The sequence below is a fragment of the Saccharothrix luteola genome, from assembly GCF_020859565.1.
In the GTDB taxonomy this organism is placed as follows: domain Bacteria; phylum Actinomycetota; class Actinomycetes; order Mycobacteriales; family Pseudonocardiaceae; genus Actinosynnema; species Actinosynnema luteola.
Genome location: NZ_JAJHUO010000032.1, coordinates 25,018 through 48,480, shown reverse-complemented (window position 1 = coordinate 48,480; position 23,463 = coordinate 25,018). Strand labels below are relative to the sequence as shown.

Below are 23,463 nucleotides of genomic sequence, written 5' to 3'. Positions count from 1 at the left end.
GCACAGTGGTTGAACCATTGGGGAAGGGCCCGGTCGCCGGTGGACCCGCTCGACGGCGGGGGTGCGCTCGGTCGCGCCGGTCAGCAGCGGCCGGTCAGTGGGGCCCGGTCAGTGGCGGCCGGGCGCGCCCGGTCAGCGGCGGCCGGTGGCCAGGACCACGAGGAACTGACCGCCGCCCGCCTCGACCGTGGCGGTCACCGGCAGCCCCGGCGCCAGTCGGGAGAACCGGTCCACCAGCCAGTCCGCTGCCTCCCGGGCGTCCGGCCCGGTCGGGCAACGGGCCACCACCTCGCGACCGCCCTTGCGCTCCAGCCTCCCGGCCACGGTGATCAGCGGCGCCGGTTCGGCCACGTGCAGGCGGTCCGGCCAGGGGATGACCGCGGCGACCGCGCCCTTGCGGGTGTTGCACCCGCGGTGCGCGAGCCGTTCGGCGACCTTGGCCTTCCGGTCGGCGGTCCGGCTGTCGACGCTCGGCCCGCGCGAGTCGTTCACCGACATGTCGGGGTCGACCGGTTCGTCGCACACCCAGCACCGCCAGCCGTCGCGCTCGGCCACGTCATCGAGGAGGCTCACCGGGGCAACCTAGCCTGCCGCCCGCCGACGCCGCCGCCCAGCCGCACTGTCAGCGGGCATCGGCCGTGACCAGCAGCCTCAGGTGGGCCTTGAACCAGGTGGTCGCGGACGGGGTGTCGGCGAACGCCGTGACGAGGGCCGCCGCCGCGCGCAGGCCCGTGCCGTGCAGGTGGGCGCCGGCCTCGCGCACGCGGGCGAGCAGGCTGTCGGTCAGGTGGCCCAGGCCTCGGTGCGAGGCGTCGGCCAGCACGGTCAGCGCGCCGCCCACGCTCGCGCTCAACGGATCCGCCGTCGTGACGCCCGGCGGCAGCGGCTGCGGGGTCGTGTCCGTCGCCAAGTCCACAACGACCACGCCGGCCCGGGTGTGGACGGCCAGCGGGTCGACGACCAGCGTGCCGCGGTGGCGGCGGACGGAGCCGGTGATCGTGGTCGGGCCGGCGCGCAACGCCGCCGCCAGCGCGTCGAGCGACCGCGGCGCCACGGCGCGGTGCGCCGCCTCCAGCACGCACGAGGCGCCGGTGGAGTCGTGCAGCGTGGCGGTGAGGCGTTGTGCGGCCGGGTCGTAGGCCAGGTCGGACACCTCGGCGACGCGGACCGCGCGGACCGGTTCGGCCTCGACCCTCGCGCGGACCTGGCGCGGCGGCAGCTCGGCCAACCGTTCCGCGGCCGCGGCGTAGTCGTCGACCACCAGAGCCCGCGGCAGGTCGTCCCAGGCCGTGCCGACGGGGGTGAGCGAGGTCTTGGCGACCCGGTTGGTCTTCACCGTCACCGCTCGGCTCGCGCTGCGCGTCGCCGACTCGGAGACCACGTTCGACGTGGCCAGGTGCTGCGCGGCGCGCAGGGGAGTGGCGTGCTGCACCAGGACCACGTCGCCCGAGGCGAAGTAGACGTCCGCGGTGGACTCTGAGCGCGGCCGCGCGCCCAGCGCCGTCAGCCGGACCTTGCGCAGTGGCGTCTCGGCGGGTTCGTCGGGACCGAGGACCTCGGCACGGGGACCGTTCGCGGTCGTCCGCGCGTGCAGTTCGGTGAGCAGCCCGGCGAACCGCTCCGCCTCGTAGTCGGCGCCGCGCCGGCGGTACGCGTCGAGCTGGGCGAGCAGGTCCGCCACCGCGGTCAGGTCCGCCGCGGTGGTGGGGGAGCCGCCCACGTCGACGGTGTCGGCGCCCCGCGCGTCCGCCTCGCGGAACGCCCACACCGCCAGCGCCGTCGCCTCGTCGCGGTCGACCGCGGGTCGTCCTGGTGGGGGATGCGGCGTGGTGCATGCACCTCTACTCGGGCATGGGCGCCACGTCCTCGCTCCGCGGCGGCGCCGCGCTGGGCACGGCGCTGCGGGAGCACCCCGACGACCTCGACGCCGCCCTGGACGCCTGGGAGGCCGGGTTGCGCCCGTTCATCACGAAGAACCAGCGCACCGCCCGGCTCAGGCAGCAGATGTTCGTCCCGTCCGGTCGTGGGCCGCGGCGTTGCGCTCGGTCGTCGTCGGTGTGGGCCGCGAGCTCCGCGACCGCCGACTGGCGGCGGAGACCGCCGCACGGTCGGCTCCGGCCCTGTCCGGCACGGCGCGGTGACGACGAAATGGTGGTGCGCGGAACCAACGGTTGTGCGCAAGATCTACCGGTGACGAGCCTTGACGCCGAGCTGATCGAGCTCCGCCGGGAGATCCACCGCCGTCCCGAACTCGCCGGCGAGGAGCGGGAGACGGCCGGGCTGGTCGCCGAGCAGCTGCGCGCGGCCGGGCTGGAGGTGACGACCGGCGTCGGCGGGCACGGGGTCGTCGCGGTGCTCGACGGTGCCGCGGCCGGCCCCACGGTGGCCTACCGGGCGGACATGGACGCCGTCGACGCGCGGCGGAACGTGCTGCCCATCCCGCCGTCGGGCCGGGTGTTCGACGAGGGCTTCGCCTCGCGCGTCCCCGGCGTCGCGCACCTGTGCGGGCACGACCTGCACACCGCCATCGGCGTCGGCGTCGCCCGGGACCTGGCTCGGCGCTCCGAGCAGGTGCGCGGCCGGCTGGTGTTCGTCTTCCAGCCGGCCGAGGAGCCCTTGCGCGGCGCACGCGCGATGCTGGGCACCGGCTTGGTGCAACGGCTCGCGCCGCGCGAGTTCTACGCGCTGCACTGCAGTCCGTTCCCCTCCGGCACCATCGCGGTGTCCCCCGGATACGGCCTGCCCGGGCTCGACCACCTCCAGGTGGTGCTCCCGGGCGGTGACGACGCGGCCCTCGCCGCCGTCGCGGCCGAGGTGGCGGAGCTCGGCACCGTCGAGTTCCCGCGGAGCGTCGCCGCCTACCACGCCCACTTCACCGCGTTGCTGGAACCCGGCGCCGCCGCGTCGATCCAGGAGTCCGTGTCCGTCTCCCAGTGGACCGGGCAGACGCCCGACGCGCGGCCCGCCGTCACCGTGCTGCTGCGGGTCTGGCCGCAGGAGCGCAACCGGGAGCTGCGCGCCCGGGTCGAGCGGATCGCGACGGCCGCGGGCGGGCACGTCGAGTTCGCGGGCGACCCGTTCCCCGCCCTGGTGAACTCGGCGGAGCTCAGCACGGCCGCCGGTCGGTACCTGGGCGCGGCGCTGGGGCCGGAGTCCGTCCTGTGGGGCCGGGCGTCCTGGCCGTTCAACTGCGAGGACTTCGCGCTGTTCCTCGACGAGGCGCCGGGCGCGCAGTTCTACCTCGGCGTCGCGGACGAGGAGTCGGGGATCAACGGCGCGCCGCACGCGCCCGACTTCGCCGCCGACGAACGGGCGATCGGCCATGGCGTGCGCGCCATGTCCGGCCTGCTGACCCACCGGCTGGCCGCCCTGTCGGACGACCCGGGCCCTAGGGGAGGTTCTTCTCCAAGGCGGCCACGTACGCCTTCATGAGGTGGTCCCGCATCCCGTCACTGGCCGGCGCGAACGGGTCGGCGGCGAGACCCTTGCCGCGGTCGAGCAGGTTGGACACCACGGGCATGGACTCGCGGACCCGGCCGGAGGAGTCGATGTAGCGCAGGGCCGCGACGTGGTGGAACACCGGCTCCGGCGGGACCTGCGCGACCACGTCGTTGTTGTTGACCACCCGGAACGTGCGTCCGGCCAAGGCCTTGTCGTAGGCGTCGGCCAGGGCCCGGTCGCAGGTGCGGGGCTGGCCGAAGGTGTAGACGCCCTGGGCCGAGAGCCGCGGGTCCTCGAAGTGCAGCCAGGCCGCGGCCAGCATGGCCAGGCCACCGCCGAGGCTGTGCCCGGTGAACCACACCGTCTGCTCGTCGTCGCGCAGCTCCTCCACCGCCGCGAGCACGGACGGCATCACCGCGCGCAGCGCCTCGGCGAATCCGTAGTGGACCAGACCGGTGCGCGCCGGACCGGGCCACGGTGGCGTGGTCGTGTCCGACAGCCAGTCGCGCAGCTGCGCGGGCTCCGTGCCGCGGAACGCGGTCACGATCATCGTCGGACCGGCCATCGTGTACGCCTGGGTGTCGCTGATCGCGAACGGCGGGGAGAACGTCGAGTGGTGGTGGCGGACCCGGTCGAACCCCCACTCCGCGGCCGTGGCCTCGATCTGTTCGCGGTCCTGGTAGGCCAGCTGGGCGGCCTCGGCCATGCAGTACGCCTGGCGGGCGTCGTACCCGGTGGCCCGGTGGTTCAGCGTCGGCGCGGACATCGTCACTCCTCATGAAGACAAGCTGTCGCAAGGCGGCCATGACCCCGCCCGCGCTTCATGCCTACCCGCGCCGCCGCCGCTCCCACCACCGCACACCCCGCCCTTCACCCCACCGAGGCGCCCTCTCACCCGTCCTGGCCACAACTCCCTCCGAGCAGGTCGGTCGGGCGCTAATCCTGTGCCTTGCCCCCGGTCACGCGGGACACCGCCAGGGCGATGAGGATGATGGCGCCGTTGAGGGCGCCGATCCACTGCGCCGGGACGCCGCCGAGGGTGAGCACGTTCTGGATCATGAACAGCAGGAGGATGCCGGTGAAGGCGCCGAACACGGTGCCCTTGCCGCCGTTGAGGCTGATGCCGCCGATGACGGCGGCGGCGAAGACGGTGAAGATGTAGCCGTTGCCCTGCGCCGAGGCGACCGAGGCCAGTCGGCCGGACAGCAGCAGGCCGCCGAGGGCGGCGAGCAGGCTCGCGGTGACGATGACGATCCAGAGCACGCGGTCGGTGCGGATGCCGGCGGCCTTGGCCGCGTCGACGTTGCCGCCGATCGCGTAGAGGGACCGGCCGAAGCTGGTGAAGCCGAGGACCACGATGCCGATGGCGAACAGGACCAGGCACAGCCACACCGACACGGGCACGCCGAACCACTGCGTGGTGCCGAGGTAGAGCATCGACTCCGGGAGGCGGAAGAAGGTCTGGCCGCCGGAGATGCCGGTGAGGATGCCGCGCAGCACGATCAGCATGCCGAGCGTCACGATGAAGCCGTTGAGCCCGAACCGGATGATGAACAGCGCGTTGACCACGCCGACCAGGACGCCGACGGCCAGCGTGACGGGCACCGACCAGCCGCCCGGCACCAGGCCCAGCCCGTGACCGGTGCCGACCGGCACCGTGAGCCACGCGGCGACCCCGGGCGCGAGGCCGACGGTGGACTCCAGCGAGAGGTCCATCTTCTTGACGATCAGGACCAGGGTCTGGGCCAGGACCAGGACGGCGATCTCCGACATCGTCTGCAGGATGTTGATCAGGTTGTCGGGTTGCAGGAACACCGGGCTGACCAGTTGGCCGACGACGGCGATCGCGATGATGGCGGGGATGAGCGCCAGGTCGCGCAGGCGGGCGAAGGCGATCCGTCGCCTGCCCGCGGGCCGGACCGACGGGCCCCCGCCGGTCGAGCCCGTCCCGGTGACCGCGGCGGTCTTGCTCTCAGGCATCGAGGTCCACTCCTTCCATCGCGGCCACGAGCTGGTGGTCGTGCCAGCCGCCGGGCATCTCGGCGACCACGCGGCCCTGGAACACCACCAGGACCCGGTCGCACAGGCGCAGGTCGTCGAGCTCGTCGGAGGCGATGAGCACGCCGGCGCCGGACTCGGCGATCTCCTCGACCTTGCCGAGGAGGAACTCCTTGGACCGCACGTCGACGCCGGCGGTCGGGTTGATCAGCACCAGCAGCTCCGGGTCGCCTGCCAGGGCGCGCGCCATGACGACCTTCTGCTGGTTGCCGCCGGACAGACCGGAGACCGGCAGCTCCGGCCCGGGTGTCTTGATCGCCAGGTTCTCGATCATGGCCGCGGCGAGGCCGTCACGGCGGCGACCGTCGATGAACCCGTTGCGCCCGAGCCGTTCCGGGATGGTCAGGGTCCCGTTGTCCGCCACGGACATCTGCGGCACGAGACCTTGGTGGTGCCGGTCCTGCGGGACGAACCCGGCCCCCGCCTTCAGGGCGGCGGGCACGCTGCCCGGCCGTGGCCGGGAGCCCGCGATCTCCACGGAGCCGCGGGCGGCCGCGCGCAACCCCACGACCGTTTCGGCGATCTCGATGCGGCCGCTGCTCGCCGCGCCGGCGAGACCGACGACCTCCCCGGCGCGGACGCGGAACGACACGTCCTCGTACGCGCCGGGCAGGGACACGCCGTCCGCCACGAGCACGTCCGCGGCGTCCGGTGACGGGCCACGGCGCACGCCGCGCGCCTCACCCGCGGCCTCACCGGTCATGGCGGCGACCAGTTCCGCGCGGGGCAGCTCGTCGACCGCCGCCGTGAGGATGTGCCTGGCGTCGCGGAACACCGTCACCACGTCGCAGATCTCGTAGACCTCCTGGAGGTGGTGGCTGATGAACAGGAAGGTGACGCCCTGTCGCTGGAGGTCGGTGATCCGGGTGAACAGCCGGCTGATCGCGGCCCCGTCGAGCTGGGCGGTGGGCTCGTCGAGGATGATGAAGCGGGCCCCGAACGACAGCGCCCTCGCGATCTCCACGAACTGCCGCTGTTCGACGTCGAGCTCCCTCGCGGGGGTGCGCGCGTCGACGTCGACCGACCAGGTGTCCAGCAGCTCCCGTGCCCTGCCGTGCACCGTCTTCCAGCTGATCAGCCCGCCGCGGCCGTGGTCGTGCCGGTTGAGGAACAGGTTCTCCGCGACGGTCAGCTCGGGGATGATCGTGGACTTCTGGTAGACGCACGCCACCCGCTGCCGCCAGGCGTCGCGGTCGGCGAGCCGCGGTGCGGGTTCGCCGCCGAACCGCACCTCGCCCTCGTCGGGGGCCTGGAGTCCGGTGAGGATGGACACCAGCGTCGACTTGCCCGCCCCGTTGCGCCCGACCAGGGCGTGGGTCTGCCCGGCTTCGATCCTGATGGCGGCCTCGTGCAGGGCCACCGTCGACCCGAATCGCTTCGTGATACCCGTCGCCTCGGCCACGGGTGCGGTCACAGCCATCTCGCGTCTCGCCCTCCGCTCAGCCGAGCTTGTTGCCCCACAGCGACTGGTCGTCGCTCTTGAGGCTCGGAACGCCGTCGTAGGTGCCGCCGTCGGCGGTCACCAGGGGAGCGGAGAGCTGGTCCTCCAGCAGGCCTTCGCGGACCTGGATGATGGTGCTGTCGTGGTCGGTCTTGCCGGGCGCGAAGGTCTTGCCGTCGATCGCGGCCTTGAGGTAGTGCAGGGCGTACTTGGCGTAGAGGTCGGCCGGCTGGGAGACGGTGGCGTCGATCTTGCCCTCGGCGATGTTGCGGAGCTCCTCGGGGATGCCGTCGTTGGAGACGACGAACACGTGCTTGGGATCCTCCGGCCCCACCAGCAGGTCCTTCTGCGCGAGCACCTGGAGGGTGCCGGCGAGGGCGAAGCTGGACTGCATGTAGACGCCCTTGATGTCGGGGTGGGCGGTGAGGTCGGTCTGGAGCTTCTGCGCGGCGACCGCGCCGTCCCAGTTCGTGGCCTCGCCGAAGACCGTGATGCCGGGGTACTCGGCCTTCATGCAGTCGTTGAACGCCTCGGTCCGGTCGCGGCCGTTGATCGAGGCGAGATCGCCTTGCAGCATCACGACCTTGCCCGTGCCGCCGAGCTTGGCGCCGAGGAACCGGCAGGCCTTCTCGCCGTACGCGCGGTTGTCGGCCCGGACCACCATGAACACGTTGCCGGTGTCGGGGCGGGTGTCCACGGTGACGACCGGGATCTTCTTCGCCTCCAACTGCTCCAGCGTGGGCGCGATGGCCGCGGTGTCCTGCGGCGCCATCGCGACGCCCTTGACGCCCTGGCTGATGAAGGTCTGGGCGTTGGCGGTGAGCTTGGCGACGTCGTTCTGGGAGTTGGTGGTCTTGAGGTCGAGCCCGAGTTCCTCGGCGAACTGGGGGCTGTACTTGATGTAGGAGTTCCAGAAGTCGGTGTCGGAGCGGGGGTAGTCGACGCCCACCACGGGCCCGGTGGACCCCGCGTTCGTGTCGCCGCAGGCGGCGAGGGCGGCGGTCAGGGCGGCGACCGCCCCGAAAGAGGCGATCGTGCGGTTGGTGCTCTTCACGGGTTCTCCTAGCGGCGATGCTGTGGGAAACCTCGAGGGACCGTCAGGTGGGAGGGCGGACGACCACCGGACATGGGATCGATTTATAGGTCGTCCGAGGTATTGGTGTCTAGAGCTGACGGCCGACTCGGTCCGAAATTGTTGAATTCACCTGTTCAACGGCGGTGTCCGAAGTTCGGCCAGTTTTCCGAGACGTCCAATGTCTTTCGTAGAGATAGGATGTATTGCTAGCCTCCCAGCGCGCACGCCACGTCCGGGGAGAGCCACCGATGTCACTGACCGACAAGGCCATCGACCGCATCAGGGACCTGATCCAGTCGGGTGACCTGTCACCGGGGTCGAAGCTCCCTCCCGAGCAGCAGTTGGCCGCCGAGCTGGGACTGTCCCGGAACCTGATGCGGGAGGCGGTCAAGGCGCTCGTGGTCGCACGCGTGCTGGAGATCCGGCGGGGCGACGGCACCTACGTGACCAGCCTGGAGCCGGAGGTGCTGCTCGGGAGCATCGCGTCCGCGGTGGAGCTGCTCCACGGCGACACGTTGTTGGAGCTCACCGAGGTGCGGCGGCTGTTCGAACCGGTCGCCACCGGGCTCGCGGCCACCCGGATCAACGCCTCGGAGCTCGCCGTGGTCGAGGAGCACCTTCGCGCGATGCGCGCCGCCCGCGACGACGTGGAGCTGCTCAACCAGCACGACGCCGCCTTCCACCGGGCCGTCGTCGCCGCCACCGGCAACGCGACGCTGACGACCCTGCTGGAAGGCATCTCCGGTCGCACGGTGCGGGCCAGGGTGTGGCGCGGACTGGTCGACGACAACGCGGCGAGCCGAACCCTCGCCGAGCACGAGGCCATCTACCACGCGCTGGTCGACCGCGACGCCGTGCTCGCCCAGGCCGCCGCCCTCGTGCACATCACCACCACCGAGCGGTGGTTGCGCGAGCACGTGGACCGGGACGGCGACGCCCCGCCCGCCGGCTGACGCCGACGCCGCACACCGAGGAGAACCCGATGGAGTTCCTGCGCGTGGGCCCGACGGCTCACGAGCGGCCCGACGCCCGCGACCCGGCCCCGTCGACCGCCGACGTCGACGGCGCCTTCCCGGGCCAGGGGTGGCAGGTGGGCGCCTTCACCGGCGGCATCCTCGCCGGCCCGGCCACCGGCGCCTCCCACGACGACGCGCCCACCCCGGACGAGGTGCGCCGGCAGGCCCTCGTCCGGGCCGAGCGCCGCGCCGCGCACGGCGTACCCTTGGCCGCCGCCGCACCGCGCTTCCCGCTGCGGCACCCGGCAGTGACCGGCGTCGTCGTCGGCGCCCGGAACCCACGAGAAATCGCCGAGAACGCCGTGCACGCCGCCACCGGGATCACCGAGGCGCCGTGGTCGGAACTCGACGCGCTGGAGCAGGAGCGAGCGCAGTGATCCGGATCGATGCCCACCACCACTTGTGGGACCTCTCCGCCCGGCCGCAGGACTGGCTCGACGAGCCGACCCTGGCGCCGATCCGCCGTGACTTCGGGCCGGTGGACCTGCGTGCGGCCACCGAACGCGCCGGGGTGGACGCCACCGTCCTGGTCCAGGTGCTCCCCGACGTCGCCGAGACGGCGGAGTTCCTGGCCCTGGCCGAGCTCTCCGACCTCGTGGCGGGCGTCGTGGGGTGGGTCGACCTCACCGCGCCCGACGTGGCCGAGCAGCTGGACCGGCTGCGCCGCGGACCGGGCGGGGACCGGCTCGTGGGCGTTCGGCACCTGGTGCAGTCCGAGCCCGACCCGGACTGGCTGGTGCGCCCCGACGTGCTGGCCGGGTTGCGCGCGGTGCGCGACGCCGGGCTCGCCTACGACCTGCTGACCCGGCCGCACCAGCTGACGGCGGCGCTGGACGCCGTCCGGGCGGTGCCGGACCTGGTGTTCGTGCTGGACCACCTGTCGAAGCCGGACATCGCCGGTCGGGTGCTCCAGCCCTGGGCGACCCGGCTGTCGGCGCTGGCCGCCGAACCCAACGTGGTGGCCAAGGTGTCTGGCCTGGTCACCGAGGCGGACTGGTCGCGGTGGACGGCGGCGGACCTGCGGCCCTACGTCGACGTCGCGCTGGAGGCGTTCGGCCCCGACCGGCTCATGGTCGGCTCCGACTGGCCGGTCTGCCTGCTGGCCGCCGACTACGACCGGGTGTTCGCCACCGCCGCCGAACTCCTCGACTCCTGTTCCGCCGCGGAGCGGGACCAGCTCTTCGGCGGCACCGCCGTCCGCGCCTACCGGTTGGGGGACAACTGATGCGCACCGTGCGACTGGCCTACGGCGAGACCGGGCTCGACCTGCGGGTCGACCCGGAGGTGACCACCGTGGTGACACCGAGGCACCGCCAGGCCACCGAAGCGCCGCGGGAGATCCTCCGCCGCGCGCTGCGGACGCCGGTCGCGGGCCCGCCGCTGCGGGAACGCGTGCGCCCCGGGCAGACCGTGGCGATCTCCGCCTGCGACGGGACGCGTCCGCAGCCCCGGGAGCTGATGATCCCGGCCATCCTGGAGGAGCTGGACGGCCTGGTCGACCTCGACGACGTCGTGGTGCTGGTCGCCACGGGGACGCACCGGGGCAACACGGACGCCGAGCTGCGCCGGATGTTCGGCGACGAGGTGGTCGACTCGGTGCGGATCGTCAACCACGACGCCCGTGACCGCGGCGGCCTGACGTGGGTGGGCGAGTTCGGCGCGGACGTGCCCGTGTGGCTCAACAGCGAGTGGGTCGACGCCGACGTGCGCATCACCACCGGTTTCGTGGAGCCGCACTTCTTCGCCGGCTTCTCGGGTGGCCCGAAGCTCGTCGCGCCGGGCCTGGCGGCGCTGGAAACGGTGCTCGTGCTGCACGACGCCCGCCGGATCGGCGACCCGCGGGCGACGTGGGGGATCGTCGAGGGCAACCCGGTGCACGACGACGTGCGCGCCATCGCGGACGCCACTGGCGTGACGTTCGGCTTCGACGTGGTCCTCAACCAGGACAAGGAGGTCGTCGCCGCGTTCGGCGGAGACCTCCTCGCCATGCACGCCGAGGCGGTGCGCACCGCCCGCGAGGTCGCCATGCGGCCCGTGCCGCGGCCGTTCGACGTCGTGGTGACCACCAACTCCGGCTATCCGCTCGACCAGAACCTCTACCAGTCGGTGAAGGGCATGTCGGCCGCCTACCAGGTGGTCAAGCCGGGCGGCACGATCGTGTGCGCCGCGGAGTGCCGGGACGGCTTCCCCGACCACGGCTCCTACCGCGAGGTGCTGGCCTCGGCCGCGTCGCCCGAGGCGCTGCTCGCGGAGATCTCCGCGAGGCCGGTCACCGTGCCCGACCAGTGGCAGGTCCAGATCCAGGCGCGCATCCAGGCCGATTGCCGGGTCGTCATGCACACGTCCCACCTCAGCGACGCCGAGCTGGCCACCGCCCACCTGCGGCAGACCTCGGACATCTCCGCGACCGTCGCCGAAGCCCTGGCCGCCGCCGGACCCGACGCCCGGCTGTGCGTGCTGCCCGAAGGCCCGCAGACGATCCCCTACGTCGACGGGCCGCACCGGTGAACGGGACGGTCCTGGTCTGCCTGGACAAGTTCCGGGGTTCCCTCACCGCCGAGCAGGCCTGCGGGCACGTCGTCGACGGCGTGGCGGACGCGGGCGGCCGGGCGGTGGCGATGCCCGTCGCCGACGGCGGCGAGGGCACCGTGGCGGCGTTGGTGCGCGCCGGCTACGAGGAGGTGCGCGTCGAGGTCACCGGGCCCACGGGCGAACCGGTGCGGGCCGCGTTCGCGGTGCGGGGTGAACGCGCGGTGGTCGAGCTGGCCCAGGCCAGCGGGTTGGACGTGCTGCCCGACGGCTGGCTCGCGCCGCTCACCGCGGACACCTGCGGCACCGGCGAGCTGATCCGCGCCGCGCTCGACCGCGGCTGTCGCGACATCGTGCTCGCCGTGGGCGGCAGTGCCACGACGGACGGGGGAGCGGGCCTGCTGCGCGCCCTGGGCGCACGCGTCACCGGCGCCTCGGGCGAGCCGATCGGCCCCGGCGGCGCGGCGTTGACCGGCGCGGCGCGCGTCGACCTGTCCGGGCTGGACCCGAGGCTGGCGCTCGCGCGGGTGACGTTGGCCTCCGACGTGGACAACCCGCTGACCGGGCCGAACGGCGCCGCCGCGGTGTTCGCGCCGCAGAAGGGCGCGACACCCCGGGACGTGGCGGTGCTGGAGCGAGGGCTCCGTCGGTTCGCCGCCGTCGTGGCGGAGGAGATCGGGCGGGACCTGAGCGGGGAACCCGGCGCGGGCGCGGCCGGTGGCGCCGGGTTCGCGGCGCTGGCCGCCCTCGACGCCCGGCGCACGTCGGGTGCCGACTTCGTGCTGCGCGCGATCGGCGTCGAGGACGCGTTGCGCGAGGCCTCGCTCGTCGTGGTCGGCGAAGGCCGGTTCGACGAGCAGAGCCTGCGGGGCAAGGCGCCTATCGGCGTGGCCGAGGCGGCACGGCGGCACGGCGTGCCGGTCGTGGTGGTCGCCGGCGAGGTGCGGCTCACCGCCGAACGGCTGCGCGAGGTCGGCGTGGTCGCCGCCTGGTCGCTGCTGGAGCGCGCGGGCGACGTGGACACGGCGATGCGACAGGCGCCCGCGCTGCTCAGGGCGATCGGGAGCGAGCTCCTCGCGCACGCGCCCTCCACCGTCACGCAGGGAGTGCGACCATGACCGGACCGGGTGCGGTCGACCTCGGCTTCGCCAGGGTCGACGTGGATCGCGAAGCACGCCAAGGGCTGCCCGAGGTGATCTACGGCAGCGGGAAGACGCCCGAGCAGATCAGCGGGATCGTGCGGACGTTGTTGCGGCACAACGACGGTCCGGTGCTGGCCACGCGGGTGGAACCCGACGCGGCGGCGTCCGTGCTGGCCGCCGTGCCCGACGGCGCCCACGACCGCGAGGCGCGCCTGCTGACCTGGCGCCCGGCCGCGCCGACCGGGTTCGACGTGGTCGTCGCCGCGGCGGGCACGGCCGACCTGCCGGTGGCGCGGGAGGCCGCCGCCGTCGCGACCGCCGTGGGCCTCGGCGTCACCACCGTCACCGATGTCGGTGTGGCCGGGCTGCACCGGCTGCTGGCCGAGCAGCACCGGCTGCGGGCCGCGGACACCGTCATCGTGGTCGCGGGCATGGAAGGCGCGTTGGCGAGCGCGATCGGCGGTCTGGTCGCGTGCCCGGTGGTGGCCGTGCCCACCTCGACCGGTTACGGCGCCGGGCTGGAGGGCATCACCGCGTTGCTGGCCATGCACGCGTCCTGCGCGGCGGGCATCACCGTGGTGAACATCGACTCGGGCTTCGGCGCCGCGATGGCCGCGTTCCGGCTCGCCCGCGTGGTGGGGCGGAGGACGACGTGAGCAAGGTGTGCTTGATCTCGCCGTTCACCGGGCTGGCCGGTGACATGCTGCTGGCCGCGCTGGTGGACGCGGGCGCACCGCCGGCCGCGATCCGGGCTGCCGTCGCCGACACCGGCCTGACCGGCTGGGACCTCACCGTCGACCCGGTGCTCACGCACGGGCTCACCGGTCGCCGGGCCGTCGTGTCGGTGTCCGACGACGCGACGAGCCGCAAGGCGGGCGAGCTGATCGCCATGGCGTCCAGGGTGCGCGAACGGGAGGTCGCCGACACCGCGGTCGCCGCGCTGCGGGCCATCGCCGAGGTCGAGGGACGCCTGCACGGCGAGGACCCCGACCAGGTGCACCTGCACGAGCTCGGCGGTCACGACACCCTCGTCGACGTGGTCGGCGTGGCCGCCGCGCTGCACGCGTTGGACGTGCGGGCCGTGCACTGCGAGGCGTTGCCGATCGGCGCCGGGTCGGTCCGCACGGCGCACGGGGTGCTGCCGTGCCCGGCGCCGGCGACCTCGGCGCTGCTGCGGGGCGCGAAGGTCGTGGGCACGACCCTGTCCGGTGAGACCGTGACGCCGACCGCCGCGGCGCTGCTGCTCGCGATCGGCGCCGACTACGGTCCCGTGCCGGAGATGCGCCTGGCGGCCACCGGGTACGGCGTCGGCACCAGGACGCTGCCCGACCGGCCGAACGTGGCCGTGGTCCGGCTCGGTGACCGGGAGGCCGCGCAGGTGCGCGACCTGGTGGTGCTGGAGACCAACCTCGACGACGTCACCGGCGAGGTCCTCGGGCACGTCGTCGCCCTGCTGCTGGACTCGGGCGCGCTGGACAGCTGGATCACCCCGGCCACGATGAAGAAGGGCCGACCGGGTCACGTGCTGCACGCGTTGGCGACACCGGAGTCCGCGGACGGGATCGAACGGCGGATGCTGGTGGAGACGGGCAGCCTCGGCGTGCGGCGGACCGGCGTGCGGCGCACCGCGCTGCCCCGGACCACCGACACCGTCCACGTCCACGGGATGCCGGTGCGCCGCAAGCACGGACCACACCACGGCAAGCCGGAGTACGACGACGCCGTCGCCGTCGCCCGGCGGACGGGCCTGCCGCTGCGCACCGTGCTCGCCCTGGCCGCCGAAAGCCCAGAGGAGCACTGATGGACACCGGCACCACCGCCGCCCGGCTCGTGGCGCACCTGACCGGCATCGGCCCGGTCGCCGTCGCCTTCTCCGGCGGCGTGGACTCCGCGCTCGTGCTCGCCGCCGCCGCGCGCGCCCTGGGACCCGACGCGGTGCTCGCCGTCACCGCCGACTCCGCGAGCCTGGCCGCCGTGGAGCTGGCGGCCGCGGTCGCGTTCGCCGAAGGCCTCGGCGTCCGCCACGTCACGCCGGGGACCGCGGAGCTGGACAACCCCGCGTACGCGGCGAACGGCCGGGACCGCTGCTACTTCTGCAAGTCCACCGTGCTCGACACCATCACCGCCGTCGCCCGCGAGCACGGCCTGGCCTCGGTGGCGACCGGGGTGAACGCCGACGACGCGCGCGATCCGTTCCGGCCGGGCATCCGCGCGGGCGACGAGATCGGCGTGCGCACCCCGTTGCGCGACCTCGGGATGACCAAGGCCGACGTCCGCGCGGTGAGCCGCCACTGGGCGCTGTCCACCTGGGACAAGCCGGCGATGCCGTGCCTGGCGAGCCGGGTGCGCTACGGCGTGGCGATCACCCCCTCGCGCCTGGCGCGGGTGGAACGCGCCGAGGCGGCGGTTCGGGCGTGGCTGGTGAGCGCGGGGACACCGAGCTGGGACCTGCGCGTGCGCGACCTCGGTGACGTCGGGCGGGTCGAGCTCGACCCGGACCTGGTCGACCGGCCCGGCATCGGCCCCGCGCTCACCGAGGTCGTGCGAGCGGCGGGGTTCGAGGGCGTCGAACTGGCGGTGTTCCGGTCGGGCGTGCTCAACCACGAGTGAGCCCGCCGACCCCGGTCCGGGAGCTGACGTCGCCGGCGCGGGAGTCGGGGGAGGGCCTACTCGGGCTGGTCGCGCGGCGCGAGCATGGCGTCGGCTCCGATGTGGTTGAGGCAGAACTCCACCGAGTGGGCCATCAGCCAGCCGGCCTGCGCGTCGCGGAAGATCCGCTGGATCGGCGAGGTGGCGACGAAGCCGGACCCGCCACCGACCTGGAGGCACAGTTGCGCGACGTCGCGGGCGACCTGGTTCGCCGTGGGCTTCGCGCGCATCGCGGAGGGCAGGAAGAGTGGCGAGTCCTGGTCGGCGAGCCAGGCGGTGTGGTGGGCGACCAGCGCGGCGGCTTCGAGCCGGAGCACGGCGTCGGCGACCTCGAACTGGAGGCGCTGCTCGGCCGCCAGGGGTTGGCCGGTGGACGGCAGGGTCCGGGTGCGCGCGTAGCGGATGAGCGTGTCCAGCGCGGTGTCGGCGATGCCGAGTGAGAGCCACGCCAGCCCCGCGGCGATGTGGTTGGGCTTGGGCCGGGGGGACGGTGGGCACCGCCGGTCGGAGCGGAGCACGGTGCCGTTCAGCCCCACGAGCTGGCTGCGGGTGGCGCGCAGTCCCAGGGTGTCCTGTGGTTCGAAGGTCACGGTGTGGTCGGGTTCGAGCCCGAACAGCGTCGGTTGCCCGTCCACGAGCGCGTTGACGAGGAAGTGGTCGGCGATCTCGCAGCCGGACACGAACCGCTTCGCGCCCGTGAGCCGGTACCCGCCGTCGACGGGTTCGGCGACCTGCTGGGGTGTGAGGAACTGGTTGCCGCCCGAGGGTTCGGACAGGGCGTTGGCGAAGCGGCGTCCCGCGATGAGCTCGTCGGCGTAGTACCGGGCCACGTCGGGGGTGGAGTGGCGCACGAGGCCTTCGGCGGCGCCGATGTGCATGAGCCACACGCAGGCGGTGGACGGGTCCGCCGCGCTGAGGACCCGCAGGATCGCGCCGACCGTGCGGTAGCTGAGCGACTGCCCGCCCCACTCCCGCGGCAGGGTGGCCTGGTCGAGACCGGCGGCGTGCAGTGCCCGCAGGTTCGCGACCGGCAGGTGCGCGGTCCGGTCGAACTCGTCGGTGGTGGCGGCGAAACCGGTGGCCAGTTCGGTGGCGACCCGGACCCACGACTGCTCGTCCGGGGGCGGGCCGAGTGGGTGGTCGTCGGGCATCGGCATGGTCATGGGTGCAGATCCTCCCGCATCGACCCGGACTCGTCGGCCACTGTTGACGATGCGCCCCTTGGTTCCGTAGACCGGAGGACGACGGTGCCACGGGACCCGTCACCCCTCGACGGAGGACGGCAGATGGCCTACACCTCGATCAGACCCGGTCAGGTCTGGTTGGACACCGACGGCAACCGGATCCAGGCCCACGGCGGCTCGGTCCTGCACCTCGACGGCACCTTCTACTGGTACGGCGAGAACAAGGAGAAGACCAAGCCGGGCAACGGCGTCTGGCACTGGGGCGTCCGGTGCTACTCGTCGACGGACCTCTACAACTGGACCGACGAGGGCCTCGTCATCCCGCCGGTCGAGGACGACCCCGGCTCGCCGCTGCACCCCGCGCGGATGGTGGACCGGCCGCACATCGTCCGCGACGAGCGCACCGGCAAGTTCGTGTGCTGGCTGAAGATCATGGGCGCCGTCCAGACGTCGACGGTGCTCGTCGCCGACCACGTCCTGGGCCCTTACGAGATCGTGCGCACCGGCCTGCGGCCGCTGGGGATGAGCGCGGGCGACTTCGACCTCGTCGTCGCGCCCGACGGCAAGGGCTACTACTACTTCGAGCGGGTGCACAGCGAGCTGATCTGCGCGGACCTCACCGAGGACCTCACCGACGTGACGGGGTACTACTCGACCCACTTCCCGCGCCGCCGGCCGCCCGAGGTCCGGGAAGCGCCGGCGCACTTCGAGCGCGACGGGCGGCACTACCTGTTCACCTCGGGGACCACCGGCTACTACCCGAACCGCTCGGAAGTGGCGGTGGCGGACACCTACCACGGGCCGTGGACCGTGCTCGGCGACCCGCACCCCGCGGACCCCGCGGCGACGTCGTTCCGGTCGCAGATCAGTTCGGTCTTCAAGCACCCGGCCAAGGAGGACCTGTACATCGCCCTCGCCGACCGGTGGTTGCCCGACGTCACCGCCGAGGTGGCCCAGCGGGCTCCCGACGTGTTCCGGCGGCTCTTCGCAGGCGAACCGGTCGAGTCCGACGCCGCCTTCAGCGGGACGGACTTCGACACGTCCGTCGCCGACTACGTCTGGCTGCCCGTCCGGTTCGACGGCGACCTGCCGGTCGTCGACTGGTACGACGAGTGGCGGATCGAGGACCACCGCTGACCCGGGCGCCTCGTCGGCGAGCGGTCAGCGGGGCCGGGGTGGCGGGTGCGGTCCGCGCGGTGGGTTCAGGGCGGCGCACGTGATCACCAGTGAGACGAGGACGAGCACGGTGATCAGGGTGGTGATGAGCACGTCGAAGAGCCACTCGAAGAGCATGGTCAGTCCTGTGGTGTGGTGGCCTTCGCGCTCGGCTGGTGAGCGGAGGGCTTGGCGCGGTGGTGGCGCTCGGCACGGCGTCGGGAGCGCAGGCTGGTCAGGACGACGGTCCCGAGCACACCGATGATCACCGCCAGGGACACGGGGGTGGGGATCTCGGGCACGCCCGGCCAGATGCCGTGCGCCCAGTGCAGCACGAGCTTCGTCCCGATGAACGCGAGGATGACGGCCAGCCCGTGGTTGAGGTGGACGAGCTTGGCCAGGGCGGTGTGCAGCACGAAGTACAGGGCGCGCAGGCCGAGCAGGGCGAACGCGTTCGTGGCGAACACCAGGTAGGGGTCGTCGGTGATGCCGTAGACCGCGGGCACGGAGTCCACGGCGAAGACCATGTCGGTGGCGAAGACGGCGACCACGACGACGGCCAGCGGCGTGAGCGCGCGTCGGCCGTGTTCGCGCACCGTGAGGCGGGTGCCGCGGTAGTCGTCGGTGACGGGCATCAGCCGCCGCAACAGCCGGACCGACCGCATCCCGGAGACCTCGTGCACGACGACGCTACCGGTGAGCGCCTCGTGGAGGATCTTCACCGCCGAGGCGAACAGGATGAGCCCGAACACCAGGAACGCCCAAGTCCCGGCAGCCAGCATGGCCGCGCCGGCGGCGATGAACACGCCGCGCAGCACCAACGCGCCGACGATGCCGAAGAGCAGGACGCGCTGCTGCACGTCGGAGGGGACGGCGAAGACGGCGAGCAGCAGCATGAACACGAACAGGTTGTCCACCGACAAGGATTTCTCGACCACGAACCCCGTCATGAACTCCAGGGCGCGGTCACTGCCGGCGGCGCTCCACAGCCAGGCCGCGAACACGACCGGCAGGGACAGGTAGAACGCCGACCAGCCGACGGCTTCCCGCATCGAGACCTCGTGCGGGCGGTGGGTGACCGCGAAGTCGGCGAGCAGCAGCGCCACCAGGACCGCGATGCTGACCAACCACAGGCCCGGTGAGCCGACGACATCCGGCGCCGGGCTCGGCGGAACCGCTGCTGACAGGGGCACCGGACCTCCCCGAACAGTCGGTGTTCGAGGTCTCCTTCACCCCGGCGGGGCGGCCTCCCGGGGACATCGACCGAGGTGTCCGTACTGACCGGGTAGGCGCTTGGGAAGTACTCCCCTCGACGCTCAGTATCAGCCCGTACGGTCAGCGAGTAAAGCCCCGGTAAAGGTGGACGGTATCGCTCGATCGGGTACGGCTGTCCGGGCCGGCCCGCCACCTCGGTCCTACGCCGCTCCAGGGCCGTCCGCGCCGTGCGTCAGCGCGTCGAGCCGGGCGCGGGCGCGGTGCACGGCGTACTCGTGGTCGAGGAGCTCGGCGCCGGCGCCGTGGCGGCCGTGGTACATGACCAGGCGCACCTGCTCGCGTTGCAGTTCGCGCAGCGCCTTGGCGGCCCGGCGTCCCCGGGCCTTCTTCAGCTGCGTGCGGGCGTGGCGGCGGCGTCGCAGGGACGGCAGGTCGGCGCGCTCCTCGGGCGTGATGAGGTCGTCGGCGACGAAGTGGTCGGCCAGCACCTTCAGGTAGGAACCTTCCTCCTTGCCCGCGAGCCACCAGATCAGGTAGCCGACGACGGCGACCGGGACGGCCTTGACGATCATCGCGGGGACGAACCCGAGGTCGGTGAACGCCGGCGAGTTCCAGAAGAAGTGCAGCGACCACGCCACCGCGAACGCCGCCGCGGCCACGGCCAGGCGTCGGGCGAACGGCCGGTGCCGCCGGGTCAGGAAGTAGCCGATGCCGAACGCCGAGATGGACGTGTACATCGCGTGGCTCCAGATCCCGCTGAGGATCCCTCGGGTGCCCAGCATGGCGCCGATGGGCGCGAACTGGTTGTCGATCGGGAACGCGATGGCGGTGTTGATCGAGTAGGACAGGTCCTCCAGGACCTGGAAGCCCAGGCCGACCATCGCGCCGGCGGCGACCACGGACAGCGCGGTGGGGAACTGGTTGCGGGCCACCAGCACCAGCAGGACCACGCCGAAGTACTTGAGGGGCTCCTCGACGCTCGGACCGGCCAGGGCGGCTCACCAGTCGGCCCCGAACTGCGGCCCGCCCAGCTTGGCCGCCAGCGAGAAGACGGCGCCGTTGGCGGTGACGGCGAGGTAGGTCGCGGCGAAGCCGCCCCAGGCGAACGCCAGCACGTAGCCCAGCGGCGGATGCTGCTCGAACAGGTCCAGCGACCGGAAGAACAGCAGCACCGGGATGGTGTAGAGGGTCCACACCACGACGCCGAACAGCACCGCGACGGGCACGATGCGGTAAGCGGTGAGCAGCTGGGTGGCTTCGAAGAACAGGCCGTTGGCGGTGAAGAACACCATCACCCAGAACGCCACGCGCCGGGGCTGGAAGAAGCTGTCGACACCGACCGGGGCCAGGACGCCCGGGGTGGGCCTGACGTGGGTCACGGGCGTGCTCCCGTCATCCGGACGCTGTCGAGCATCTCGTCGACCTGGCCGGCGGTCCGCTGGTAGGTCTCCACCGCGCTGGGACCGTAGGCGACCACCGACAGGTCGGCCCGCTCGTCCACCACGACCCACGCCCGACCCCGCAGGTGCGGACCGGCGTAGGACAGCGCGACACCGGTCAGCCCGCCGGCGGAGTGGAACGAGCTCTCGTCGCCGGTCAGCCGGATCGAGCGGTCGGCGGTGATGCTCCGCTTGGTCCGCTCGACCTCCGCCGCGGCCGTCCCGTCCCACTCGCCCACGTTCACCGAGAACGTCGCGCCCTGCCCGGCCACCTGCGACCGGCTGCCCGGCGTGGTGCCCTCGCGGATGAGCGACCACCCGTCCGCGGGCACGTAGGTGACCCCCTGGCCGACCTCGATGGTCGTCCCCGGCGCGATCGGCTCGGCCCCCGAGGTGTGGTCGTCGACCAGCACCAGCGTGCCGACCAGCACCAGGATCGCCGCGACCACGATCAACGACCCCCACCACGTCCGGTACGGCTCGCGACGGGGCAAGTCGGGGAGTCCCGCTCCTCCGGTACCGATCACGCCGCCACCTCCGCGGTCGAGCCGATCCGAGCCCGGACGAGTATGTGCACGGGCGACTGCCACCCGCATGACGAGAGGCCGGAGCCCGATCCGAGGCCGGTCGCCGTCAACCCGAACGTCGTGGGGTTCAGGCGACGGCGCAGGCCGCCCCGTTGAGGGTGAACGAGGACGGTTCGCCGGTGTTGCCGGTGTGGTTGGCCTGGAAGCCCAGGGTCACCGACGTGCCGGGCGCGATGGCGGTGTTGTACGAGACGTTGCGGGCGGTCACCGCGCCGGTGGTCGGCGCGTAGGTGGCGCTCCAGCCGCTGGTGATGGTCTGCCCGCCGGGGAGGGTGAAGGCGAGGCTCCAGCCGTTGACCGCCGTGCTGCCGGTGTTGGTGACGGTGATCGACGCGGTCAGGCCGGTGTTCCAGGCGCTCACGGTGTAGGCGACCCGGCACCCGTCACCGGGCTGCGGCGTCGTGGTCGTGGTGGTCGTGGTGCTGGTCGTCGTAGTCGTAGTCGTGCTGGTGGGCGGGGTGCCGTCGAGACCGAAGAAGCGGATGACCTGGGCCGCGTCGACGGGGATGTTGTGGGTGACGCCCTGCATGCTGATGGCCTCGACCGGCGCCATGCCCCCGGTGCTGCCGTAGCGGGTGCGGGTGTAGCCGGACTGCGGTGTGTCGGTGAACGTCGGCGTCTGGCTCAGGCCGTGGACGTTGGTCCACTGCTTGACCTGTTCGCCGAAGTTGGGGTAGCGCAGGGTGTCGTCGTTGGTCCCGTGCCAGATCTGCATCCTCGGCCTGGGCCCGGTGTAGCCGGGGTAGGCGGCGCGCACCAGGTCGCCCCACTGCTGCGGTGTCTTGATCGACTGGCCGCTGGAGCACTGGCTGTTCCACTCCGAGCCGTTGGTGGTGGCGAAGCACGCGAACGGCACGCCCGCGAACGAGGCGCCGGCGTTGAACACGTCGGGGTACACGCCGAGCAGCACGTTGGTCATCATCGCGCCGGAGGAGGTGCCGGTGGCGAAGATGCGGCCGGGGTCGGCGTTGTGGCGCTGCTTGACGTAGTCGACCATCGCCATCAGCCCGACCGGGTCGCTGCCACCGCCCCGGCGCAGCGCCGCCGCCGAGGACACGTCCCAGCACTTGCTGCTGCGGGTCACCGTCGGGTAGATCACGACGAAGCCGTACCGGTCGGCCAGGGACGCGTACTGGGTCTGGGAGTGGAACCCCGGCCCGGACCCGCCGCAGTAGTGGATCGCCAGCAGGATCCCGGGTTTGGCCGCCACCCGGTCCGGCACGTACAGGTGCATCTGCAGGTTGGTCGGGTTGGTGCCGAAGTTCGTCACCTGGGTCAGGCTCGCGGCCGACGCCTGCGGTGCGGCGAACGCCACCAACGCCGCGACCATCGCCCCCGCGACCGCCAGGATGGCGCCGGGTACCCACTTCTTCAGGTTCATCGGACCGTTTCCTCGCAGGTGAGCAGGAGACGGGGTCCGCTGCGCGCTGCCCGCCTCCCGACGTCGGTGTCGGGGGTGGTGAAATGTTACGCAGTATCGAGCGAAACAGTTCGAACCGGCAAGACCCGGAACGTTCTGCCCGTCTCATTAGCGTCGGTTGCGAGCGGGTTCACCCCTGTGGAGCAGCGTGGGGCGGCCGATTCGCGTAACGAGGAGAGTCGGTTGTGGACAGTCCATTTCGGATTCGAGGTGGTCCCGCGGCCCGCGCGGGTCGTCTCCCACGTCCTCGACCCGGGCAGACCTGCCCGACGCGCTACCCCGACGGCTGCTCAAGCCCATCTTCGTCCGGGAAACGCGATGAACCCACCCGTGACCAGCCCATTCCCGACAACCACCGACCAGGGCCGCACCGACGTCCCCGCCGGACATCGCGCACCAAGGGTCGCCCGGCTACGGGCACGGCGGCATGAGCGCCATGCTGCTGGACGAGCTCACGGGCTAAGCCTGCGCCGCCGTCTCACGCTTCGCCCTTCACGTGGCGCACGACGGCGTCGGGACTGGGCAGGATGACGGTTTCGTGCCCGTCCTCGAACCGCACCCGGTAGGGCGGCTCGCCGTCCTTGCCCAGCACTTCGAGGATCTCGGCGGTGCGGTCGTGCTGCCCGACGACCTTGCCGTGCACCACCAGCTCGTCACCGACGCCTGCCCGCATGGCACATCCTCCTCAGCCCGCTTCCAGCATGGGACACCCCTGAACGGACCGTCTCGAGCCTCCGGGGGAATGTGCGACACGAACGGGGATCACTTGCCGTGACGCGACTGGTGGGCAGGCGTGCGCCGCCTCAGGGCGGTCGGACTTCGTGCACTTCGAGGGGAACGCCCTGCTGGCAGGTCGTGGGTATGCCCGGCTTGGGCGTTCCGCGCACCTGGACCGTGAGGCCGGGCCGCAGCAGGGCGCGGTCGCCGCCGAGGAGCAGGTAGTCCTCGGTGTCGGCGTCCAGCACCAGGCAGCCGGCCTCCACACCGGTCCGGACGACGCCGGTCACCGTCACGTCGGCGCGGTCACGGGTCGGAGTCCGGGTCGGCGTGGAGGTCGGTGCGGTGGTGGGTGCGGAAGGTGGCACGGGTGGTCGGACGTCTTCCGCAGGAGG

25 protein-coding genes are annotated in these 23,463 nt (G+C 72.7%); 10 read left to right on the top strand and 15 right to left on the bottom strand.

Annotated elements, in window-relative coordinates:
• Positions 1 to 132: 132 nt before the first annotated feature.
• Together LNK82_RS36880 and LNK82_RS36875 are read right to left on the bottom strand one after the other, a co-directional pair.
• Positions 133 to 573, bottom strand: a complete 441-nt coding sequence (locus tag LNK82_RS36880) for a hypothetical protein (RefSeq protein ID WP_230569073.1) — start codon at positions 571 to 573, stop codon at positions 133 to 135.
• Positions 574 to 622: 49 nt separating this feature from the next.
• On the bottom strand, positions 623 to 1,768 hold the full coding sequence (locus LNK82_RS36875) for a YehQ family protein (protein WP_230569074.1): 1,146 nt from the start codon (positions 1,766 to 1,768) through the stop codon (positions 623 to 625).
• Between the two features lie 65 nt (positions 1,769 to 1,833).
• On the opposite strand from LNK82_RS36875, the gene LNK82_RS36870 reads away from it, so the two are divergent.
• Complete coding sequence (locus LNK82_RS36870; protein WP_230569075.1) at positions 1,834 to 3,432, top strand: M20/M25/M40 family metallo-hydrolase; 1,599 nt, start codon at positions 1,834 to 1,836, stop codon at positions 3,430 to 3,432.
• Here LNK82_RS36870 and LNK82_RS36865 read toward each other — a convergent pair.
• From LNK82_RS36865 to LNK82_RS36850, 4 genes are all read right to left on the bottom strand, one after another.
• The gene (locus LNK82_RS36865; RefSeq protein ID WP_230569076.1) at positions 3,389 to 4,207 is read right to left on the bottom strand and encodes a lipase family protein; all 819 of its coding nucleotides are present in this window, start codon (positions 4,205 to 4,207) and stop codon (positions 3,389 to 3,391) included. The genes LNK82_RS36870 and LNK82_RS36865 overlap by 44 nt on opposite strands.
• 170 nt (positions 4,208 to 4,377) lie before the next feature.
• Entirely contained in the window at positions 4,378 to 5,421 is a 1,044-nt protein-coding gene (locus LNK82_RS36860; RefSeq protein WP_230569077.1) for an ABC transporter permease, read from the bottom strand.
• The gene (locus tag LNK82_RS36855) at positions 5,414 to 6,919 is read right to left on the bottom strand and encodes a sugar ABC transporter ATP-binding protein (protein ID WP_230569078.1); all 1,506 of its coding nucleotides are present in this window, start codon (positions 6,917 to 6,919) and stop codon (positions 5,414 to 5,416) included. The genes LNK82_RS36860 and LNK82_RS36855 overlap by 8 nt, the downstream gene beginning before the upstream one ends.
• A gap of 19 nt (positions 6,920 to 6,938) precedes the next feature.
• Positions 6,939 to 7,994 (bottom strand): sugar ABC transporter substrate-binding protein, encoded by a 1,056-nt coding sequence (locus tag LNK82_RS36850; RefSeq protein ID WP_230569079.1) that lies wholly within the window; start codon positions 7,992 to 7,994, stop codon positions 6,939 to 6,941.
• A gap of 269 nt (positions 7,995 to 8,263) precedes the next feature.
• Between LNK82_RS36850 and LNK82_RS36845 the strand changes: the two genes are divergently transcribed.
• The 8 genes from LNK82_RS36845 to larE are packed head-to-tail and all read left to right on the top strand — an operon-like array spanning position 8,264 to position 15,312.
• Positions 8,264 to 8,968, top strand: coding sequence for a FadR/GntR family transcriptional regulator (locus LNK82_RS36845; RefSeq protein WP_230569080.1), 705 nt, complete (start codon positions 8,264 to 8,266; stop codon positions 8,966 to 8,968).
• Between the two features lie 29 nt (positions 8,969 to 8,997).
• Complete coding sequence (locus LNK82_RS36840; RefSeq protein ID WP_230569081.1) at positions 8,998 to 9,408, top strand: aldo/keto reductase; 411 nt, start codon at positions 8,998 to 9,000, stop codon at positions 9,406 to 9,408.
• Positions 9,408 to 10,256, top strand: a complete 849-nt coding sequence (locus LNK82_RS36835; RefSeq protein ID WP_372470586.1) for an amidohydrolase family protein — start codon at positions 9,408 to 9,410, stop codon at positions 10,254 to 10,256. Before LNK82_RS36840 ends, LNK82_RS36835 begins: the two co-directional genes overlap by 1 nt.
• Positions 10,256 to 11,539 (top strand): nickel-dependent lactate racemase, encoded by a 1,284-nt coding sequence (gene larA, locus LNK82_RS36830; protein WP_230569083.1) that lies wholly within the window; start codon positions 10,256 to 10,258, stop codon positions 11,537 to 11,539. The genes LNK82_RS36835 and larA overlap by 1 nt, the downstream gene beginning before the upstream one ends.
• The gene (locus LNK82_RS36825; protein WP_230569084.1) at positions 11,536 to 12,678 is read left to right on the top strand and encodes a glycerate kinase; all 1,143 of its coding nucleotides are present in this window, start codon (positions 11,536 to 11,538) and stop codon (positions 12,676 to 12,678) included. The genes larA and LNK82_RS36825 overlap by 4 nt, the downstream gene beginning before the upstream one ends.
• Entirely contained in the window at positions 12,675 to 13,358 is a 684-nt protein-coding gene (larB, locus tag LNK82_RS36820; protein ID WP_230569085.1) for a nickel pincer cofactor biosynthesis protein LarB, read from the top strand. Before LNK82_RS36825 ends, larB begins: the two co-directional genes overlap by 4 nt.
• Entirely contained in the window at positions 13,355 to 14,503 is a 1,149-nt protein-coding gene (gene larC, locus LNK82_RS36815) for a nickel pincer cofactor biosynthesis protein LarC (protein ID WP_230569086.1), read from the top strand. Before larB ends, larC begins: the two co-directional genes overlap by 4 nt.
• Positions 14,503 to 15,312: an ATP-dependent sacrificial sulfur transferase LarE gene (larE, locus tag LNK82_RS36810; RefSeq protein ID WP_230569087.1), complete on the top strand. Its 810-nt coding sequence runs from the start codon at positions 14,503 to 14,505 to the stop codon at positions 15,310 to 15,312. Before larC ends, larE begins: the two co-directional genes overlap by 1 nt.
• Positions 15,313 to 15,368: 56 nt before the next feature.
• Here larE and LNK82_RS36805 read toward each other — a convergent pair whose 3' ends face one another.
• Positions 15,369 to 16,514: an acyl-CoA dehydrogenase family protein gene (locus tag LNK82_RS36805; RefSeq protein ID WP_230569088.1), complete on the bottom strand. Its 1,146-nt coding sequence runs from the start codon at positions 16,512 to 16,514 to the stop codon at positions 15,369 to 15,371.
• 123 nt (positions 16,515 to 16,637) lie between these two features.
• On the opposite strand from LNK82_RS36805, the gene LNK82_RS36800 reads away from it, so the two are divergent.
• Positions 16,638 to 17,672 carry a family 43 glycosylhydrolase gene (locus LNK82_RS36800; protein ID WP_230569089.1) on the top strand — a complete coding sequence of 345 codons (1,035 nt, stop codon included), beginning with the start codon at positions 16,638 to 16,640 and terminating at the stop codon, positions 17,670 to 17,672.
• 24 nt (positions 17,673 to 17,696) lie between these two features.
• On the opposite strand, the gene LNK82_RS47210 is transcribed toward LNK82_RS36800, so the two are convergent.
• From LNK82_RS47210 to LNK82_RS36765, 8 genes are all read right to left on the bottom strand, one after another.
• Positions 17,697 to 17,828: a hypothetical protein gene (locus tag LNK82_RS47210; RefSeq protein WP_268996870.1), complete on the bottom strand. Its 132-nt coding sequence runs from the start codon at positions 17,826 to 17,828 to the stop codon at positions 17,697 to 17,699.
• A gap of 2 nt (positions 17,829 to 17,830) precedes the next feature.
• Positions 17,831 to 18,877, bottom strand: a complete 1,047-nt coding sequence (locus LNK82_RS36795) for a TerC/Alx family metal homeostasis membrane protein (RefSeq protein WP_268996904.1) — start codon at positions 18,875 to 18,877, stop codon at positions 17,831 to 17,833.
• A gap of 228 nt (positions 18,878 to 19,105) precedes the next feature.
• Positions 19,106 to 19,897: a PrsW family glutamic-type intramembrane protease gene (locus tag LNK82_RS36790; protein ID WP_268996905.1), complete on the bottom strand. Its 792-nt coding sequence runs from the start codon at positions 19,895 to 19,897 to the stop codon at positions 19,106 to 19,108.
• A gap of 6 nt (positions 19,898 to 19,903) precedes the next feature.
• On the bottom strand, positions 19,904 to 20,284 hold the full coding sequence (locus tag LNK82_RS36785) for a hypothetical protein (protein ID WP_230569092.1): 381 nt from the start codon (positions 20,282 to 20,284) through the stop codon (positions 19,904 to 19,906).
• Positions 20,281 to 20,871, bottom strand: coding sequence for a hypothetical protein (locus LNK82_RS36780; RefSeq protein WP_230569093.1), 591 nt, complete (start codon positions 20,869 to 20,871; stop codon positions 20,281 to 20,283). The genes LNK82_RS36785 and LNK82_RS36780 overlap by 4 nt, the downstream gene beginning before the upstream one ends.
• A 127-nt stretch (positions 20,872 to 20,998) precedes the next feature.
• Entirely contained in the window at positions 20,999 to 22,312 is a 1,314-nt protein-coding gene (locus tag LNK82_RS36775; RefSeq protein WP_230569094.1) for an extracellular catalytic domain type 1 short-chain-length polyhydroxyalkanoate depolymerase, read from the bottom strand.
• Between the two features lie 517 nt (positions 22,313 to 22,829).
• On the bottom strand, positions 22,830 to 23,024 hold the full coding sequence (locus LNK82_RS36770; RefSeq protein ID WP_230569095.1) for a DUF1918 domain-containing protein: 195 nt from the start codon (positions 23,022 to 23,024) through the stop codon (positions 22,830 to 22,832).
• Positions 23,025 to 23,154: 130 nt separating this feature from the next.
• Positions 23,155 to 23,364: a hypothetical protein gene (locus tag LNK82_RS36765; protein ID WP_230569096.1), complete on the bottom strand. Its 210-nt coding sequence runs from the start codon at positions 23,362 to 23,364 to the stop codon at positions 23,155 to 23,157.
• Between the last annotated feature and the right edge of the window lie 99 nt (positions 23,365 to 23,463).